At 63.0% G+C, this 16,570-nt stretch carries 16 protein-coding genes; 15 read left to right on the top strand and 1 reads right to left on the bottom strand.

Features of this window, described 5'->3' with window-relative positions:
- Positions 1-171: 171 nt before the first annotated feature.
- Complete coding sequence (locus AC6CDK_RS15445; protein WP_039647033.1) at positions 172-2,085, bottom strand: tetratricopeptide repeat protein; 1,914 nt, start codon at positions 2,083-2,085, stop codon at positions 172-174.
- Positions 2,086-2,556: 471 nt separating this feature from the next.
- Here AC6CDK_RS15445 and AC6CDK_RS15450 point away from each other — a divergent pair, with 471 nt between their 5' ends.
- The 15 genes from AC6CDK_RS15450 (at position 2,557) to AC6CDK_RS15520 (ending at position 16,479) form a co-directional block, all read left to right on the top strand.
- Entirely contained in the window at positions 2,557-3,003 is a 447-nt protein-coding gene (locus tag AC6CDK_RS15450) for an Hsp20/alpha crystallin family protein (RefSeq protein WP_039647035.1), read from the top strand.
- A complete protein-coding gene (lon, locus tag AC6CDK_RS15455) occupies positions 3,003-5,462 on the top strand; it encodes an endopeptidase La (protein ID WP_039647036.1) in 2,460 nt (819 codons plus the stop codon). Before AC6CDK_RS15450 ends, lon begins: the two co-directional genes overlap by 1 nt.
- Positions 5,459-6,445, top strand: a complete 987-nt coding sequence (thiL, locus tag AC6CDK_RS15460; protein WP_192905680.1) for a thiamine-phosphate kinase — start codon at positions 5,459-5,461, stop codon at positions 6,443-6,445. The genes lon and thiL overlap by 4 nt, the downstream gene beginning before the upstream one ends.
- A gap of 94 nt (positions 6,446-6,539) precedes the next feature.
- Positions 6,540-7,415: a CheR family methyltransferase gene (locus tag AC6CDK_RS15465; RefSeq protein WP_226048441.1), complete on the top strand. Its 876-nt coding sequence runs from the start codon at positions 6,540-6,542 to the stop codon at positions 7,413-7,415.
- A gap of 59 nt (positions 7,416-7,474) precedes the next feature.
- Positions 7,475-8,761 carry a methyl-accepting chemotaxis protein gene (locus AC6CDK_RS15470; protein WP_039647042.1) on the top strand — a complete coding sequence of 429 codons (1,287 nt, stop codon included), beginning with the start codon at positions 7,475-7,477 and terminating at the stop codon, positions 8,759-8,761.
- Complete coding sequence (locus AC6CDK_RS15475; protein ID WP_039647043.1) at positions 8,758-9,174, top strand: chemotaxis protein CheW; 417 nt, start codon at positions 8,758-8,760, stop codon at positions 9,172-9,174. Before AC6CDK_RS15470 ends, AC6CDK_RS15475 begins: the two co-directional genes overlap by 4 nt.
- A gap of 16 nt (positions 9,175-9,190) precedes the next feature.
- Entirely contained in the window at positions 9,191-9,556 is a 366-nt protein-coding gene (locus AC6CDK_RS15480; RefSeq protein WP_039647045.1) for a response regulator, read from the top strand.
- Positions 9,557-9,558: 2 nt separating this feature from the next.
- Positions 9,559-11,235 carry a chemotaxis protein CheA gene (locus AC6CDK_RS15485; RefSeq protein ID WP_192905681.1) on the top strand — a complete coding sequence of 559 codons (1,677 nt, stop codon included), beginning with the start codon at positions 9,559-9,561 and terminating at the stop codon, positions 11,233-11,235.
- The gene (locus AC6CDK_RS15490; protein ID WP_039647048.1) at positions 11,232-11,846 is read left to right on the top strand and encodes a chemotaxis protein CheC; all 615 of its coding nucleotides are present in this window, start codon (positions 11,232-11,234) and stop codon (positions 11,844-11,846) included. Before AC6CDK_RS15485 ends, AC6CDK_RS15490 begins: the two co-directional genes overlap by 4 nt.
- Positions 11,843-12,331, top strand: a complete 489-nt coding sequence (locus tag AC6CDK_RS15495) for a chemotaxis protein CheD (RefSeq protein WP_066358104.1) — start codon at positions 11,843-11,845, stop codon at positions 12,329-12,331. The genes AC6CDK_RS15490 and AC6CDK_RS15495 overlap by 4 nt, the downstream gene beginning before the upstream one ends.
- Before the next feature lie 38 nt (positions 12,332-12,369).
- Positions 12,370-13,182, top strand: coding sequence for a LolA family protein (locus tag AC6CDK_RS15500; RefSeq protein WP_039647053.1), 813 nt, complete (start codon positions 12,370-12,372; stop codon positions 13,180-13,182).
- Between the two features lie 93 nt (positions 13,183-13,275).
- Complete coding sequence (locus tag AC6CDK_RS15505; protein ID WP_039647055.1) at positions 13,276-14,004, top strand: LolA family protein; 729 nt, start codon at positions 13,276-13,278, stop codon at positions 14,002-14,004.
- Between the two features lie 20 nt (positions 14,005-14,024).
- Complete coding sequence (locus AC6CDK_RS15510; RefSeq protein ID WP_039647057.1) at positions 14,025-14,510, top strand: YajQ family cyclic di-GMP-binding protein; 486 nt, start codon at positions 14,025-14,027, stop codon at positions 14,508-14,510.
- Between the two features lie 12 nt (positions 14,511-14,522).
- The gene (gene rimO / locus AC6CDK_RS15515; protein WP_082021164.1) at positions 14,523-15,866 is read left to right on the top strand and encodes a 30S ribosomal protein S12 methylthiotransferase RimO; all 1,344 of its coding nucleotides are present in this window, start codon (positions 14,523-14,525) and stop codon (positions 15,864-15,866) included.
- A gap of 193 nt (positions 15,867-16,059) precedes the next feature.
- The gene (locus AC6CDK_RS15520) at positions 16,060-16,479 is read left to right on the top strand and encodes a TraR/DksA family transcriptional regulator (RefSeq protein ID WP_039647061.1); all 420 of its coding nucleotides are present in this window, start codon (positions 16,060-16,062) and stop codon (positions 16,477-16,479) included.
- Positions 16,480-16,570: the final 91 nt, after the last annotated feature.

Genomic DNA, 16,570 nt, shown 5'->3' on the forward strand with positions numbered 1-16,570 from the left:
GATCGAGATCAAGCCCCAGAAGAAAGATGAACCGAAAAAAGACGCCTGATCCGCCCGGGATACACGAAAAGGGGCCGGCTATTCGCCGGCCCCTTTTCGTTATGCATCAGATTTCATCCCGCCGCGCCGGACGTTTTTCCACGACACCTACGGCGAAACCGGCCCACAAATTTATTTGCCGCTCTTTTTCTTCGCGCTCGACGAGCCCGTTTTCGTCGACTTCTTTTTAGTTGTGCTCCCCTTGGCAGCGCTTTTCTTGGTTGTCTTCTTCTTGGAAGCGGCGGACTTGTGCCCTTTGGACCCTTTTTTCTTCACGTACCGCTTTGGTTCCGGGCTCAGTTCATCCTTGATGTTGCTGAGAAGAACCGCCGTCTCCTCCATGCCCGGGTCGGCCTTTTTGGCCGCTTCCAGGGCTTCCTTGGCCTCGGTGAGCTTGCCGGTTTTCAGGTAGATGCGGCCCAGGGCATTGAGGGCCTTTGCGTGGTCGTCCTTGAGTTCGGTCGCTTTCCGGTAGCTTACCTCGGCTGAATCGTAATCCTTGCGGAATTCATGGATGAGTCCGAGCTTGTAGTGGCTCATGGCGTCGTTGGGAGCCAATTCGACCCCTTCCTGGAGGAGGGGGACCAGTTCGTCGTATTTCTTCTCCTTGACGTAAATGGCCGTCAGAATGTTGCGGGCCTCGGCATCGTCCTTTTTGATGCGGAGCACCTCGCGATACTGCCTAGTTGCATCGTCCATCTGGTTCAACTTGCGGTAGACGGCGGCAAGCTCCCGGTGGGCCTCCAGATTGTCCGGGTCGAGCTTGAGCGCCTCGCTGTAAGAGGTGATGGCATCCTTGGTATTCTTCGACGCCATGAAACCACGGGCAAGCTTGAGATGAAGGACAGGGTTGCTGTCGCCCCGCTTGAGGAGTTCGCGATACTGCTCGATGGCCTGGGCATGGCTGCCGCGCAGGGTGTAGATATCGGCCAGCCGCCGGCGGGCGTCACCGTGCTCGGCCGAAAGCCGCACCGCCTGTTTGTACTCCACCACGGCCTCGTCGATGAGCCCCTTGCGCTCGTAGATGATGCCGAGATTGTAATGATTAGCGGCATTGCCGGGCTTCAGCCGGAGGAGCTCGCGGTAGGACGCCACGGCATCATCGTCGAGACCCGCGGCCGACTGGGCGCCGGCCAGCTTTTGCAGCACCTCGACGGATCCGGGCCGCTCTTTCAGGGCAGCCCGGTACTCCTCCACAGCCTTGGCGAACTCCTTGGCAACCATCCGCTCATCGCCGCGGCGGAGGTATTCTTCGGGCAGGACGCCCCGTTGGCGCCCGGAGAGGGTGTATTCGTAGTCTGCGGCCTTGCGGTCACCCAGCTTTTCATATGCTTCTGCCAGGAGGAGGTGGATGCCGCGGCTGCCGGGATTGGCCAGTTGGGCCTGCTTGAGCTCCTGGACCGCGCCTTCGGTGCGACCGTCGGCCAGATAGATGGATGCGAGGGCGAGCCGGGCATTTTCATTGGCCGGCGCAACGGTGAGGGCCTTTTTCAGCTCCTTCTCCGCCTCTTCTTTCCTGCCGGCCTGCCGGTAGACCTCTGCAAGCTCGACGCGAACCGCCGGATCATTGGGAAGCGTGCGCATGGCTTCAGCGTAATGATAAAGGGCCAGGGAGTGGAGAGATCGTTCGGCGAATATCTTGCCGAGCCCCCGGTGATATCGGGGGTCTGAGTCTGCGGCAAGGGCGCGGGTCAGTTCCACCACGGCCTCGTCCGTGGAACCCTTGGCCAGCAGGGCCAGGCCGAGACTGCCCTGGGCATCGGGGAACGAGGGGTCCATCCGGAGCGCTTCGCGGTATTCCGTTACCGCCTGGTCGAAGCGTTTCTCGCGCTCGGCCTGGAATCCCTTGACGAAATGGCCGGCAGCGCCGTCGGAGCAATAGTCGAGGATTCGTTTTTCAGTGTTTGTGCGGACGTCTTCGTCCTGGTCCGAGAGTGATTTGACGAGCCTCTTCGCTTCCCAGCACCGCTCCTGGGCGGCAGCTTCTCCCCCCAGCGCGGTCGCGGCCGCCAGGGAAAGGGCGAAGAGCGTAAGGTATTTTTTCACAAAGGTCCTCCCAGAGTGGTTTGCTGCGAACCAGCCGCGGCGGGAGATTCGCAAGGGTCGGTGCCTGCGGGCAGGCCTGGGCCGGAACGGATAATGCGGGCATCGTCGGGAGACGGAAACCGTAGGGGTGCTCCGGGCGGATACGGCACGCGGCGTGAGCTATGGCGCCGCAGACCCCGCGGGAGGGAGAAGGCAGCCACCGGAGCGACAGGGTCCGGACGGGAAGGGGCGGTACGGACATTGTTCCAGCCAGAATTGACAACGGGCGGATTATACACAGGCGACTGTCAAATTTCAAATCATTGTCGTGCAACCCCAGGTGGCAAGCCGAGTTATGCGGACTTTCGCTGTCGGGCTCCGGTGGGTATTACCTTGACTTCACGGCTAAAGATGATTAAATCTTCAAAAGCCGGAAGGGTGGGCACGAAGATGCGCCCCCTCTTCCGGCCTTTCTGAACTCGCGGGGTGAACATGGCCGCATCTCCCAAGGATCCGCTCGACTGGGCAGCACTGCTGCAGCTCCAGATGGACGAGGCGTTCGACCTCATTCTTCGCTCGGAAGCCGGCGGCGGCGAATGCGATCTTTCGCCGCCCGTCGATATTTTCGAGACGCCGGACGCCTTTTCCGTGGAGTTCGACCTTCCCGGCACCGACCCCGCCGACCTGTCGCTGAAGCTCTGCTGCAACATGCTGATCCTTGAAGGGGTGAAGCGGGACGATTCCCGCGAGGGGGCCAGCTATCTCTGCCTGGAGCGCCGGTTCGGGCGCTTCTGCCGTGCCGTCGAAATCCCGCCGACGGTTGACGTGAACGCTGTCCGCGCCGACTACCGCCGCGGCGTACTGACGGTGACCTTTCCCCGCCTCAGCGACCGGCGGAAGGTCATGCGGGATATACCGATCATACAAGGAGACAACTGATGGATGACCATAAACAGGAAAACGAAGAGCTTAAAATACCGGACGTGCTGCCCCTGCTGCCGGTTCGGGACGTTGTGGTCTATCCCTACATGATTCTTCCGCTTTTCGTGGGCAGGGAAATTTCGATCAGCGCCGTGGACCAGGCGCTTGCCAAGGACCGGCTCATCTTCCTGGCCACGCAGAAGGAGATCGGCGACGAGGATCCGCCCCCCGAGGGGATCTACCCCGTGGGAACCGTGGCGATGATCATGCGGATGCTCAAGCTGCCGGACGGCCGGGTCAAAATTCTCGTCCAGGGCCTCGCCAAGGGGCGGATCACCTCGTTCGTAGAATCAAAGCCCTACTACTCCGTGGCCATCGAACGGGTGGTCGAGCCGACCCCTCCCGAAGAGTCCCTGGAGGTGGAGGCCCTCATGCGGGCCGTGAAGGAGCAGCTCACCAAGATCGTCTCCCTCGGCAAGCCCGTGTCGCCCGAGGTGCTCGTCATCGTCGAGAACATGCAAGAGCCCGGCAGCCTCGCCGACCTGGTCGCCAGCAACATCGGCCTCAGGGTTGAAGAAGCCCAGAAGCTCCTGGAAATCATCGACCCGGTGGAGCGCCTCCAGCGGGTGAACGAACTCCTGAGCAAGGAGCACGAGCTCCTGGACATGCAGGCTAAGATCCAGACCGCCGCCAAGGAGGAGATGGGCAAAAGCCAGCGCGAATATTTCCTGCGCGAGCAGTTGCGGGCCATCCAGCAGGAACTGGGCGAAACCGATGCCCGATCCGAGGAAATCGTGGAGTTGCGCAAGGCCATCGAGCAGGCCAAGATGCCTCCGCCCGTCGAGAAGGAGGCCCTCAAGCAACTGGGACGCCTGGAGCAGATGCACCCGGAGGCCGCCGAAGCGGGGATGCTCAGAACCTACCTCGACTGGATGGTGGAACTCCCCTGGAGCACCTCGACCCGCGATATCCTCGACATCAAGCGGGCGCGGAAGATCCTGGACGAGGACCATTACTACCTGGACAAGATCAAGGAGCGGATTCTCGAATTCCTGGCAGTGCGCAAACTCCGCAAGAAGATGAAGGGACCGATCCTTTGCTTCGTGGGCCCTCCCGGGGTCGGCAAGACCTCCCTCGGCAAGTCCATTGCCCGGGCCCTGGGCAGGAAGTTCGTGCGCATCTCCCTCGGGGGCGTGCGGGACGAGGCCGAGATACGGGGACACCGGCGCACCTACGTGGGAGCGCTGCCGGGGCGGATCATCCAGGGACTCAAGCAGGCGGGTTCCAACAACCCGGTCTTCATGCTCGACGAACTCGACAAACTCGGCGCCGATTTCAGGGGCGACCCCTCTTCGGCGCTCCTGGAGGTGCTCGATCCGGAACAGAACCATATGTTCTCGGATCACTACATCAACCTCCCCTTCAACCTGTCCAACGTGATGTTCATCGCCACCGCGAACCAGTACGACACCATTCCGGGGCCGCTGCTGGATCGGATGGAGATGATCAACCTGTCGGGCTACACCGAGGAAGAGAAGCTGGAGATCGCCAAACGGTATCTCATCCCGCGCCAGACCAAAGAGAACGGGATTACCGGCAAACACATCAGCTTTACCGACGACGCGCTCCGCACCATCATCGCCAAATACACCCGCGAAGCCGGGCTGCGGAACCTGGAGCGGGAAATCGGCAGCGTCTGCCGCAAGGTGGCACGCAAGATAGCCGAGGGAGAGGAGAAACTCTACCGCATCACCCCCGCCATGGTGGCCAAGTACCTCGGTCCGGCCAAGTATCTGCGCGAAGTGGAGATGGAGCACAACGACGTGGGTGTGGTTACCGGCCTTGCCTGGACGCCGGTGGGAGGAGAGGTCCTCTTCGTGGAAGCGACCATCATGAAGGGCAAGGGGGGGCTCACCCTCACGGGACACCTGGGAGACGTGATGAAGGAGTCGGTCCAGGCGGCCCTGTCCTACATCCGCTCCAAGGCAAAGGAACTCCATCTGCCTGAGGATTTCCTGGCCGGGGTCGACATCCACGTTCACGTGCCGGCTGGCGCCATTCCCAAGGACGGCCCCTCTGCCGGCATCACCATGGCAACCGCCCTGGTCTCGGCCCTGACCCGCGTGCCGGTGCGCAAGGATGTGGCCATGACAGGCGAGATCACCCTGCGGGGCAAGGTACTTCCCATCGGCGGGCTCAAGGAGAAGATGCTGGCCGCCATCCGGGCGGGGATCACCACCATCGTCATCCCCGAGCAGAACGTCAAGGACCTGGACGAGGTGCCCAAGCCCATCCTCAAAAAGGTCACGGTGGTGTCCGCCAAGGTTATCGACGACGTGCTGAAGGTGGCCCTGGAAAGCTATCCGCCGCCGCCACCCGCCGCCACCGAGGGGAAACCGGCCGCAAAGGCGCGCACCGCTCCGCGCCGCGGCATCGCGGGCCCCACCAAGGCCACTGCCGCCGGGGCCAAGGGGTGAGGCTCGGCGAGATCGGTGAATTCGGCCTTATCGGCAGAATTGCCGGCAAAGTAGCCGCCGGTGCCGGGGTTCGCCTCGGCATCGGCGACGACGCTGCCGTTACCGAAACGGAAGCGGGGCGCCTCCTGCTGTCCACCGCCGACATGCTCGTTGAGGGGATCCACTTTGACCTCTCCTTCACCGACCCTTTCCGGCTCGGCCGCAAATCCCTGGCGGTCAATGTATCCGACATTGCCGCCATGGGGGGACACCCTCGCCATGCCCTGCTCTGCCTTGCCATTCCGGCCGATCTGCCGGTTGAATTTCTCGACCGCTTCGCCGACGGCGTCATCTCCCTGGCAGAAGAATTCGGCGTCACCCTTATCGGCGGCGATACCTGCCGCTCTTCCTCCGGGCTTGTCATCTCCATCACCCTCCACGGCGAACAGATCCCCGCGCGAATCATCCCGCGCAGCGGGGCACGGCCGGGCGACGACCTGTTCGTCACCGGCACCGTCGGGGATTCGGCCCTGGGGCTCGAACTGCTGCGCCGGGGCGAGCGGTCGGGCCATGCCGTGGAACGCCACCTCAACCCCACCCCCCGCGTCTCCGCCGGCCTGAGCCTGGCCGAATCGGGCATGGCCTCGGCCATGATCGACGTGAGTGACGGCGTCCTTGCCGATCTGGGGCACATCCTGACCGGCTCGGGGGTCGGCGCACGCATCGACGCATCCCTCATCCCCCTGTCACCCTATTTCAGCCAACGGGCGCCCGACGTGGCACCCGCCCCCCTCTCGCTGGCACTGACGGGAGGCGAAGACTACGAACTCCTCTTCACCGCGGCCCCGGGACGGACGGCCCAGGTGGAGACGCTTCTGGCGGCGAGCGGCGTCACCGCGACCCGGATCGGTGCCATCGTTGCCGGGTCGGACGTCACAGTCACCGCAGCAGACGGCTCTCTTATCCCGCCGGAGCGCCGCGGCTTCAACCATTTCGCGCCGTAATCCCGGCGTCGGACCGGCTGCATCCCGCACCGCCGCTGGAACACTTCTTGCTAATTGCCAGAGAGACGGGGCAAACTGCATGATGAACTGGCACATGAATGAGCACAGACGGGTGACCATCCCCACCGAGGAACCGGCCGGCGGCTTTTCGGACACGGCATTCTCACGCATACGCGACATCCTCTGCGCAAGGCGAAACTTTGACATCGCCAGCTACAAGGACAAATACATCAAGCGCCGGATCTCCATCCGGATCAGGGCGACCCGGGCGGCAACGGCCGACCACTACTGCGATCTGCTCCAACGGAGCGAAGAAGAGCTGGACCTGCTGGTCAAGGGGCTTACCATTCACGTGAGCCAGTTCTTCCGCAACCGATCCACCTTTGAAAAACTCGGCACCGAGGTATTCCCCGCGCTTTTTGCCCGGCTGCGGGCCGAAGGGCGGGACCGCCTGACCCTGTGGAGCGCCGGATGCGCCGGCGGCGAGGAGCCGTTCACCCTGGCCCTCATCCTGGCGGAACGATTTGCGAAGGAGTTGGAAGAATTCAAGGTTTCCATCGTAGCGACCGATATAGATGATGGGATCCTTGAAGCGGCGCAGCGGGGGACGTACGGGCACGAACGCCTCCAGGAAGCCCCAGCCCACCTGCTTGACCGCCATTTCTGCCGCAACGGCGACAAATACTGCCTCAGTCCCGCCATCCGCGGGATGGTGGAGTTCCGCCGCGGAGACCTCTTCGATACCGGAAACCACGTGGAGAGCGATCTGATCCTCTGCCGCAACGTCCTCATCTACTTTGAACGGCAGGAGCAGGAACGCATTCTTCTGGGGCTCGCCAATGCCCTTAACCAGGGAGGCATCCTGATCCTCGGCAAGGCCGAAACCCTTGTGGGAGAGCTGCGGCGACGATTCGGGACCATCTGCCCGGTGGAACGGATTTACACGAAGAACCGCTTTTCGGTATACTAACAGCCGTGATGTCCTTCCGACAACGCACGGCTGCGGTGCCGTCGACCAGTGGAGCGAGTATGCGCATCCCCCTTGGCTACAAGTTCATCCTCGGATTCGTGGTGGTCGTGGCCGCAGTGGCTTTTGTTCCCACCGGCATCCGCCTCCTCGGCTATGCGCCCGAGATCACCCATATCCTGACCTACGTCGTGGCCATGACCATCGGCCTGATTCTCGGCTGGATCTTCTCGCGGGGAGTCGCGCGCAACATGGGACTGCTGACCGAATCGGCCGAGGCCATCAGCCGCGGCGACCTGACAAGGGACGTGGCGCTCCCGCCCGGACGCTTCCCCGATGAGACGGGTGACCTGGGTGATTCCATCAACATGATGGTCGACAGCCTCCGGGAACTGGTGGGGCACATCCGGACCACGGCCGGGAAGGTTGCCGCCTCTGCCAGCACCTTGTCCGATTCGGCGATCGAGGTGAACTCATCCTCCGAGGAGGTGGCCCAGGCCGTGGAGCAGATCGCCCGGGGCGCGGGCACCCAGGCGGAGATGGTGGAGCGGAGCTCCCGCATCATCCATGAAATGGCCATCTCCGTGGAACTGGTGTCGAAGCGGGCACGGGAATCGGCAAAGGCGGCCCAGGAAACGAGCCGCACAGCCCGGCGGGGCCAAAAACTGGCCAACGACTCGCTGGAGCGGATGACCAGTTTCTTCGGCAAGGTTGAGGAGAGCAGCGCCCAGTTCCTCTCGTTCAACGCCCGCCTCCAGCAGGTGGGCAAGATTGCCGACTTCATCGCCGAGATCGCCCGCCAGACCAATCTCCTGGCCCTCAACGCCTCCATCGAGGCGGCCCGGGCCGGCGAGTACGGCAAGGGGTTCGCCGTGGTGGCGGACGAGGTCCGGAAATTGGCGGACGGCACCGGCAAATCCGCGGCTCACATCACGGAGCTCATTGCCGCGGTGCGCGAAGAAAGCCGCCGCGTCCAACAACTCATCGAAGAAAGCTCCCGCGACATCGGCGAAGGGAAGCGCAACGTGGACATCACGGCCGGCGCCTTCCAGGACATTCTCTCCAACGCCCTGGAAACGGAGCGAAGGGCGGGCAGCATCGCCGACCTCTCCCACATCCAGACCGACGGAGCGCAGAAGATGGTCACTGCCGTTGACGAAATCGCCCGCGTTGCCGAAGACAACGCCGCCGCCACCGAGGAGGTGTCGGCCGCCTCCGAGCAGCAGGCAATCGCCATGCACGAGATGACCGTGGCCGCCCGCGAACTGGCCGACCTGGCCGGAGCCCTCATGGGAGTGGTGGAGCGCTTCACCCTCCCCCGCGCCGAGGGCGGTACCAGGACCCCGTGAGCGGCCGGATGGGCCGCTATGTCATCTTTGCGGCGGCAGGCCGCAAACTGGCCCTCCCCCTGGACAAGACGGCAGAGGTGCTGGAAGGCGTTGCCACCCATCCGGTGCCGGCGGTCCCGCCGCTGCTCGGCAGGGCATTGAACGTGCACGGAAGAATCATGCCGGTCCTGGACCTGGCGACGTTCCTCCGTGGAGGGGCGATCGAGCGGAACCATACGATTCTTGTGCTCAACCGCCAGGTGGCCGACCTGGCCCTGCTGGTGGAAGGACCGGTAACCATCGTGAGCGCGGAGGAAAGCGCCCGGTTTCCGAGTGAACATCCGCGGTTCGAGGGATACCTCGAGATTGCCGGCAAGCGGACCGGCATCCTGTCGGCCGACAGACTGATCAAGGAAGTTGAAGGGATTTTGTGACTGTTACGGAGGGCTCATGGCCAAAAGAGTAATGATCGTGGATGACGCACTGTTCATGCGCAACATGCTGCGGGGCATACTTGAGGATGCGGGGTACGACGTGGTCGCCGAGGCTTCGGACGGCGCGGAGGCGGTGGTGACGTTCCGTGACGTGCGCCCCGACGTCGTTACCCTCGACATCATCATGCCCGTGAAAAACGGTATTGAGGCCCTGCGCGAAATCATGGCCATCGATCCCAAGGCCCGCGTGGTCATCTGCAGCGCGGTCGGCCAGGAGAGCCTCGTGGACAAGGCCCGGAGCGTGGGGGCGAAAGACTTCATCCTCAAGCCGTTCAATCCGGAGCGGGTCAAGGATGTGATGAAGCAGGTGGCCGAGGGCTAGGCATGGACATGTCCCAGTACCGGGACCTCTTCGTTGCCGAGGCCCGGGAACACCTGGAGCGCCTGGGCGAGGGGGTGCTGGCCCTGGAAAAGGACCCGGCCAACGGCGAACGCCTCGACTCGCTCTTCCGCACCGCCCATTCCATCAAAGGCATGGCGGGCTCCATGGGATATGACGGCATAGCCGACCTTTCCCACTGCATGGAAGATCTGATGGACCGCGTCCGCAGGGGTCGGATTCCCTTCGGACGGAACATCGCCGATCTGCTGCTGGCCGGCGCGGACCTGCTGGGACGAATGGTGGAAGACGTGGCCGGCGGCGGGAACGGCGCCCTCGGCGCGACAGACCTCTGCACCAGACTCGCCCGGGTTGCGGGGCAGGCGGTCGATCCGGCCGCCGCAGAGGCACCCTCCTCCGTGCAGCCATCCGACCAGCAGCCGGAGCCGGCACGCCGCGACGAAAGCGACGGGACGCGAACCGTCCGTATCCGGTCAGAGCTTCTCGATCGATTTGTCAGCATCACCGGCGAACTGGTCACCGGCAAGAACCGGATCATGGAACTGGCGGCCGGCCTCGACTCCGAACCGTTGCGGGATGCGGCAACTGAACTGTCGAAACTGGTCCGGGACCTGCAACACGAGGTCATGTCGGCCAGAATGATGCCCTTTGGCACCATCTGCGACCGTTTTCCCCGCATGGTGCGGGACCTGGCCCGCCGCAGCGGGAAAGAGGCGACGCTGGTCATTGACGGCAAGGACCAGGAACTGGACCGCGGCATCCTGGAAATTCTCCCCGACCCTCTGCTCCATGCCTTGCGCAATGCCGTCGATCATGGCATCGAGTCGCCAGAGGAACGGACGGCGGCCGGCAAGGGGACGGAGGGACGGATCGTCCTGTCGGTTCGCAGGGGAAAAGGCTATCTGGACGTGACGGTGACGGACGACGGACGGGGCATGGACCCGACCGCCCTGGCCGACGCTGCCCTGGCCAAGGGAATCATTACCCCCGGGGAGGCGGCGGAGCTCAGCCGGCCGGAAGCATTGATGCTCGTCTGCCGGCCGGGCTTTTCAACGGCCAGGAGCGTCACCGAGGTATCCGGCAGAGGGGTGGGGATGGATGCCGTGCAGGCCGCCGTGAGTCGGGCGGGTGGCAGCCTGTTCATCCAGTCCGAGCGGGGCCGGGGCAGCAGGATCACCCTTCGGCTTCCCCTGAGCGTGGCGATCATCCAGGTACTCCTGGTTGGCTGCGGCCCGCTGACCGTGGCGGTCCCGGTCAACGCCGTGCGCCGGACCATCGAGCTGGACCGGCGGCTCCAGCGCATCGAAGATGGGAGGGCTGTTTTCGATCTGGGCGGGGAAACCCTGCCGCTGGTTGACCTGGGCCTGCTCGTGGGGACCGGGCCGACGGCCGGCGGGGAGCTCTCGCCCGTTCTGGCGGCCGACGTGGCCGGACGCACGGTGGGATTCTCAGTGGACCGTTTTTTCGGACAGGCAGAGGTATTCGCCAAGCCGCTCGGCACGCCGCTCAGCCGTGCCAGAGGGCTTGCGGGAGGAGCTATACTGGGGGACGGTCGGGTCATCTTCATCCTCGACCTCCCCTATCTTGTCGACGGGGCCACCAGCCGGCGCCGCGTCTCCATGCACCCTGACGGTGCGCACAAAGGGGGAACGACCGCATGAAATTCGATGCATTGACCGAAGAGCACCTGGACGCTCTCAAGGAAGTCAGCAACATCGGCGTGGCTCACGCTGCCACTGCCCTTTCCCAGCTCATCGGCAAGGGGATCACTCTCCAGGTGCCCAAGGTCCACCTCTTGAAGATCACCGAGGTTCCCGAGGCGTTCGGCGGAGCCGAGCGGATCGTTGTCGGAATCTATCTCCAGATGCTCGGCGACGCCCGGGGCAACATCCTCATCGTCCTGCCCCGGGAGAGCGCCCTCAAGCTCCTTTCCCGGCTTCTCCCCCGCGAAAAGAGCGAAGGGTCCCTCCTCACCGAACTGGAAATATCGGCGCTCAAGGAAGTGGGGAATATCCTGGCCTCGGCCTATCTCAACGCCCTGGGCGCTCTCATGCGCAAGACCCTGATTCCTTCGGTACCGGTCCTTTCCTTCGACATGGCAGGTGCGGTCATCGACTACGTGCTCATCGAACTGGGCGAAGTGGGCGACCTGGCTCTCATGGTGGAAACCGAATTCTTCGGCGAAGAAGAGAAAATCGGCGGCCAGTTCTTCCTACTCCCCGACCCCGAATCTCTCAGGATCATCCTCGATGCCATCGGGGTAAAACTTTGAGCCGGATCGTCAGCGTCGGCATATCGGAATTCAAGATTGCCTCGGCCCCGACGATCCTCATGACCTACGGCCTCGGCTCCTGCGTCGGCATTGCGCTCCACGATCCAGTTGCGCTCACCGGCGGGCTCGCCCACACCCTCCTTCCCGCTCCGGTCCGTGGGATGGACACCATGGTCAAATCAGCAAAATTCAGTTGTTGGGCGGTTGACCTGATGGTTGATGAGCTCATTAAATGCGGTTGCGTCACTGAGCGTCTTGTGGCAAAATTGGCGGGCGGCGCGACCATGTTCGAACCACAGCACCGCACCACCCACAGCGGCATTGGCGAGCGTAACGTGACCGCGGCCAGGGAGGCCCTCGACCGGCGCGGCATCCCTCTGGTGGCATCGGACACCGGCGACGATTACGGCCGGAGCCTGGAATTCGACACGGTCACTGGAATCATCACGGTACGGGCGCTGCAGCGCCCCATCAAGCGCATGTGATCGCACGGCCGAGCGCCGGCAGGCAACGGGGAGGTGACATGAAGGGGCTCAGACTCCTGGCGGCGATCCTGGCGGTCGCCCTGCTTCCATTGACGGCCATGGCCGCGCCAGGCACGGTGAATGTCGGGCTTCAGGACGTGATCGATACCGTGGAAAAAACCTTCAGGCCCGACCGTGCCACGGGACAGCCTCCCCTCGTGTCGGTGACGGCCGATTTTTTCCAGCGCTCGACCCTGGCGGCCCAGAACCGCGAGATGAGGGCCGACGGCCAGATGTTCTTCAGGCCCGCCACGAGCCGGGAGCCGCTCATGTTCCGGTTCGACTACTTCCGCCCCCTGAGACACGAGATCGTCAGCAATGGCCGGACCCTCTGGACCTATCTCCCCGAAAACCGGCAGGTCATCGTGAGCGATGTTTCGCCGGTCTTCAACCCCTACACCTTCGATCCGGAGCGCAATCAGGCATCCAACTTCCTCCAGGGGCTCGGCCGGATATCCAAGGATTTCCTCATCGTCTTCTCTCCCCAGGGGAGGGACATCGGGGGCAATTACGTGCTGGAACTGACGCCACGCCGGGCAACGGCAACCATCGCCAGGCTCTCCATGGCGGTCAGCGGCGAGGCGGTGGCAAACTATGTGCGCAGCGGCAGGAGAATTGCCGACAGCATTGCCTCCCTCGGCCGCCAGGAGTGGACGTTTCCCATCCTCTCCACCACCATGGTGGACCACCAGGGAAACACCACGATCATCGAATTCAGCAACGCCCGGACGAACATCCTCCTGAGCGAGTCGCTCTTCACCTTCGCCATACCGCCGGGAGTCCAGGTGGTCCGACCGCCCCGGGGGCGTTGACCCCTAATTTGACTCCGGCGAGGGCGGTGTGACATATGCCGCCCTCGTCCCTTTTTGATCGCTTCATCCTTTGAACAGAACGAGGACCAGGACATGACTCTGCCGCGCATACTATTACTGCTTGCCGTTACCCTGCTTCTGGGGACGGGCGTCGCCACGGCGGCACCGTCAGCCCCCCTGGCCGACGTAGTGGCCACCCTTGAACAGGGATACGCATCCCTCAGGGACCTGCAGGCCTCCTTTGCCCAGCGGACCGAAATGGCGGCGGTCAAGCGGGCCCAGACCGGCTCCGGCGAACTGTTCATCCGCAAGGGGGCCGGCGACCGGGCGCTCTTTCGCTTCAACTACGCCAAGCCGTCCCAGCAGATCGTCTCCGACGGCAAGACAGTCTGGTACTATCTGCCCGAGAACCGGCAGGTCATGACCATGGATGCCTCTGCCCTGTTTGCGGGCGGCGGCGGGGTCGCCCTTTCCTACCTGACCGGCATCGGCCAGATATCGCGCGACTTCACCGTGACCTTTGCGGGCAATGGACGCGACGCCAAAGGAAACCACGTCCTGGACCTGGTGCCCAAAAAGCAGGGCCAGGCCTTTGCCCGGCTCCAGCTCACCGTTTCGGCCAGGGCGGTCGAGGAGTACCAACGGGCGGGCAAAGCCACGGTGCCCTTTCCCATCGTTTCATCCGTTGTGGTTGACCAGATGGGGAGCCGCACGTCCTTCGAATTCTCGAAAATACGGGTGAACCGTGGGTTGGCCGGTTCTCTCTTTACATTCAAGGCTCCTGCTGGCGTTGAGGTAATCCAGGCACCGGGGGTCAAATAACATTATCCAGGGAGGAAACCATGCCCTCATTCGACATCGTTTCGAAGGTGGAAATGCAGGAGATCGACAACGCGGTGAACCAGACCGTAAAAGAGATTTCACAGCGCTACGACTTCAAGGGAAGCAAGTGCGAGATCACGCTGGAAAAGGACGCCATCAAGCTGCTGGCCGACGATGACTACAAGCTCAAGGCGGTGGTCGACATTCTCCAATCCAAGTGCATCAAGCGGGGGATATCACTCAAGTCGCTCCAGTACGGCAATGTGGAGCCGGCGTCCGGCGGCATGGTGCGGCAGGCGGTCGATATCCAGCAGGGTATCTCCAAGGAGAAGGGAAAGGACATCATTGCCGTTGTCAAGGAGTCCAAGCTCAAGGTCCAGGCGCAGATCCAGGATGACCAGGTGCGGGTGACCGGCAAGAACCGCGACGACCTCCAGGAGGTCATCCGGCTGCTCAAGGGCAAGGATGTGGGGGTGGAGCTCCAGTTCGTCAATTTCAGGGATTAACAAGGGGATTCAGTGAGTAACGCAAAAGAAAAAGTCAGCATGGTCAGCCTCGGCTGCCCCAAGAACCTGGTGGACGCAGAGGTGATGCTCGGCCGCCTGGCAAAGGACCGCTACGAAATCACCACCGACGAGCGCGAGGCGGACATCATCATCGTCAACACCTGTTCCTTCATCAAAGAGGCGAAACAGGAGAGCATCGACACGATTCTCGACCTGGCCGACCGGAAACAGGACGGCCGCTGCCGGCTCCTCATCGTGACCGGCTGCCTCCCCCAGCGCTACCAGGAAGAGCTGGCCAGGGAGCTGCCCGAGGTGGACATCTTCGTGGGCACCGGCGACTATCCCCGCATCGCGGAGATCATCGAGGAGAAGAGCTCGCGGCCGGAGCAGTTGCGTTACATCGGCGACCCCAACTTCGTGTTCGACGAAAGCCTCACGCGCCTCAACTCGTCCCCGGCCTACACCGCCTACCTGAAGATCGCCGAGGGGTGCTCCAACTGCTGCTCCTACTGCGTGATCCCGTCGCTGCGGGGGGCATTCCGCTCCCGCCCCCTGGAGAGCGTGCTGGCCGAAGCCCGTTCACTGGTGGCCGGCGGAGCCCGGGAGATCAACCTGATCGCCCAGGACATCACCACCTACGGCCGCGACCTTCCCGGCGCCCCCTCCCTGGAGACCCTCATCCGCGAGCTGGCAGCCATTGACGGCCTCGCCTGGATCAGGCTCCTTTACGCCTATCCCGACGGCATTACCGACGGCCTGATCCAGGTCATCAAAAACGAACCAAAGGTCTGCAAGTACCTGGACCTGCCCATCCAGCACATCAGCGACCCGATCCTCAAGCGGATGAACCGCCGCAGCACCGAGCCCCAGATCCGGGAGCTCGTGGCCAGGCTGCGGGAAGAGATCCCGGAGATCGCGCTCCGCACCTCCCTTATCGTCGGATTCCCCGGCGAAACGGAAGAGGATTTCCGCACGCTCCTCCATTTCGTTGAAGAGGCTCAGTTCGACCGCCTCGGCGTGTTCTGCTATTCACGCGAAGAGGGAACCCCGGCCGCGGAGATGCCCGACCAGGTCTCCGAGCGGGTCAAGCGCGAGCGCTACAAGAAGCTCATGAAGGCCCAGGCGCGGGTATCCTTCAAGCGGAACCGCCGGCTCATCGACACGGAAGAACAGGTCATTGTGGAAGGATACAGCGAGGAAACCGAGCTCCTCCTGAAGGGACGCTCCTCCCGCCAGGCGCCCGACATCGACGGCCAGGTCTACATCACCGCTGGCAACGCCAACGTGGGGGACATCGTGCGTCTTCGGATCACCGATTCCTCCGACTACGACCTCATCGGCGAGATCATCTCCTGACCCTGCCTCCCGCGGACCGGCGGATGAGTTCCGACCGGTCCGCGTCCTTCAACCTTCACGCGGCATTTTCCCCGTATACTCACTGTCAACGGCCTCCTCGGCATCCAGGCCCGCTTTTTGCTTGACTTCAAAAAAGTTTTCGGTATGATTTCGTGGCTCTTGAGGCCGGAAAATCAGCAGAGGGAGATAGTAAATGACTGGAAAATCTGAGGAAATGAAGGCTCTACTCGTCAAGCTCAAGGACGAGACCCTTCAGGAGATACACAAGGCGATGCGCAGCGGCTCCGAGAATGCAGGGGGCGAGCCCACGGGCGACATCTACGACCAGGCGTCCAGCGAGCGCGACCGGGAGCTGGGGCTGCTCCTGACCGACCGGGAGCGGGACAAACTGCGCAAAATCGACGAAGCCCTCTTGAAGATCAATGACGGAGAATACGGCATCTGCGAGGAGTGCGAGGAAGAGATTCCCCTGGGACGCCTCAAGGTCATGCCTTTTGCCCGCTACTGCGTCAAGTGCCAATCGGACATCGAAAAGATCCAGGCCCAGACCCGCCGTTTCGAGGAAGAGCGAGCCTACCGCGAGATCGCCTTCGGCGAAGAAGAAGAGGCCTGACAGCCTCTTGAGAGGGCAGAAGACAAAGGGCGCTGCCGGCAATGCCGGCAGCGCCCTTTTTTGTCGTCTCTGACCTGAATGAAAGTCAAAA

It is taken from the genome of Geobacter sp. PheSNFMC (genome assembly GCF_059620965.1).

Bases quoted from the DNA above. Each gene is read 5' to 3' on its own strand.
- AC6CDK_RS15480 (WP_039647045.1), top strand. From the start codon at position 9,191: ATGGCCAAAAGAGTAATGATCGTGGATGACGCACTGTTCATGCGCAAC.
- AC6CDK_RS15450 (WP_039647035.1), top strand. From the start codon at position 2,557: ATGGCCGCATCTCCCAAGGATCCGCTCGACTGGGCAGCACTGCTGCAG.
- AC6CDK_RS15520 (WP_039647061.1), top strand. From the start codon at position 16,060: ATGACTGGAAAATCTGAGGAAATGAAGGCTCTACTCGTCAAGCTCAAG.
- AC6CDK_RS15470 (WP_039647042.1), top strand. From the start codon at position 7,475: ATGCGCATCCCCCTTGGCTACAAGTTCATCCTCGGATTCGTGGTGGTC.
- AC6CDK_RS15510 (WP_039647057.1), top strand. From the start codon at position 14,025: ATGCCCTCATTCGACATCGTTTCGAAGGTGGAAATGCAGGAGATCGAC.
- AC6CDK_RS15500 (WP_039647053.1), top strand. From the start codon at position 12,370: ATGAAGGGGCTCAGACTCCTGGCGGCGATCCTGGCGGTCGCCCTGCTT.
- AC6CDK_RS15490 (WP_039647048.1), top strand. From the start codon at position 11,232: ATGAAATTCGATGCATTGACCGAAGAGCACCTGGACGCTCTCAAGGAA.
- AC6CDK_RS15505 (WP_039647055.1), top strand. From the start codon at position 13,276: ATGACTCTGCCGCGCATACTATTACTGCTTGCCGTTACCCTGCTTCTG.
- AC6CDK_RS15485 (WP_192905681.1), top strand. From the start codon at position 9,559: ATGGACATGTCCCAGTACCGGGACCTCTTCGTTGCCGAGGCCCGGGAA.
- lon (WP_039647036.1), top strand. From the start codon at position 3,003: ATGGATGACCATAAACAGGAAAACGAAGAGCTTAAAATACCGGACGTG.
- AC6CDK_RS15465 (WP_226048441.1), top strand. From the start codon at position 6,540: ATGAATGAGCACAGACGGGTGACCATCCCCACCGAGGAACCGGCCGGC.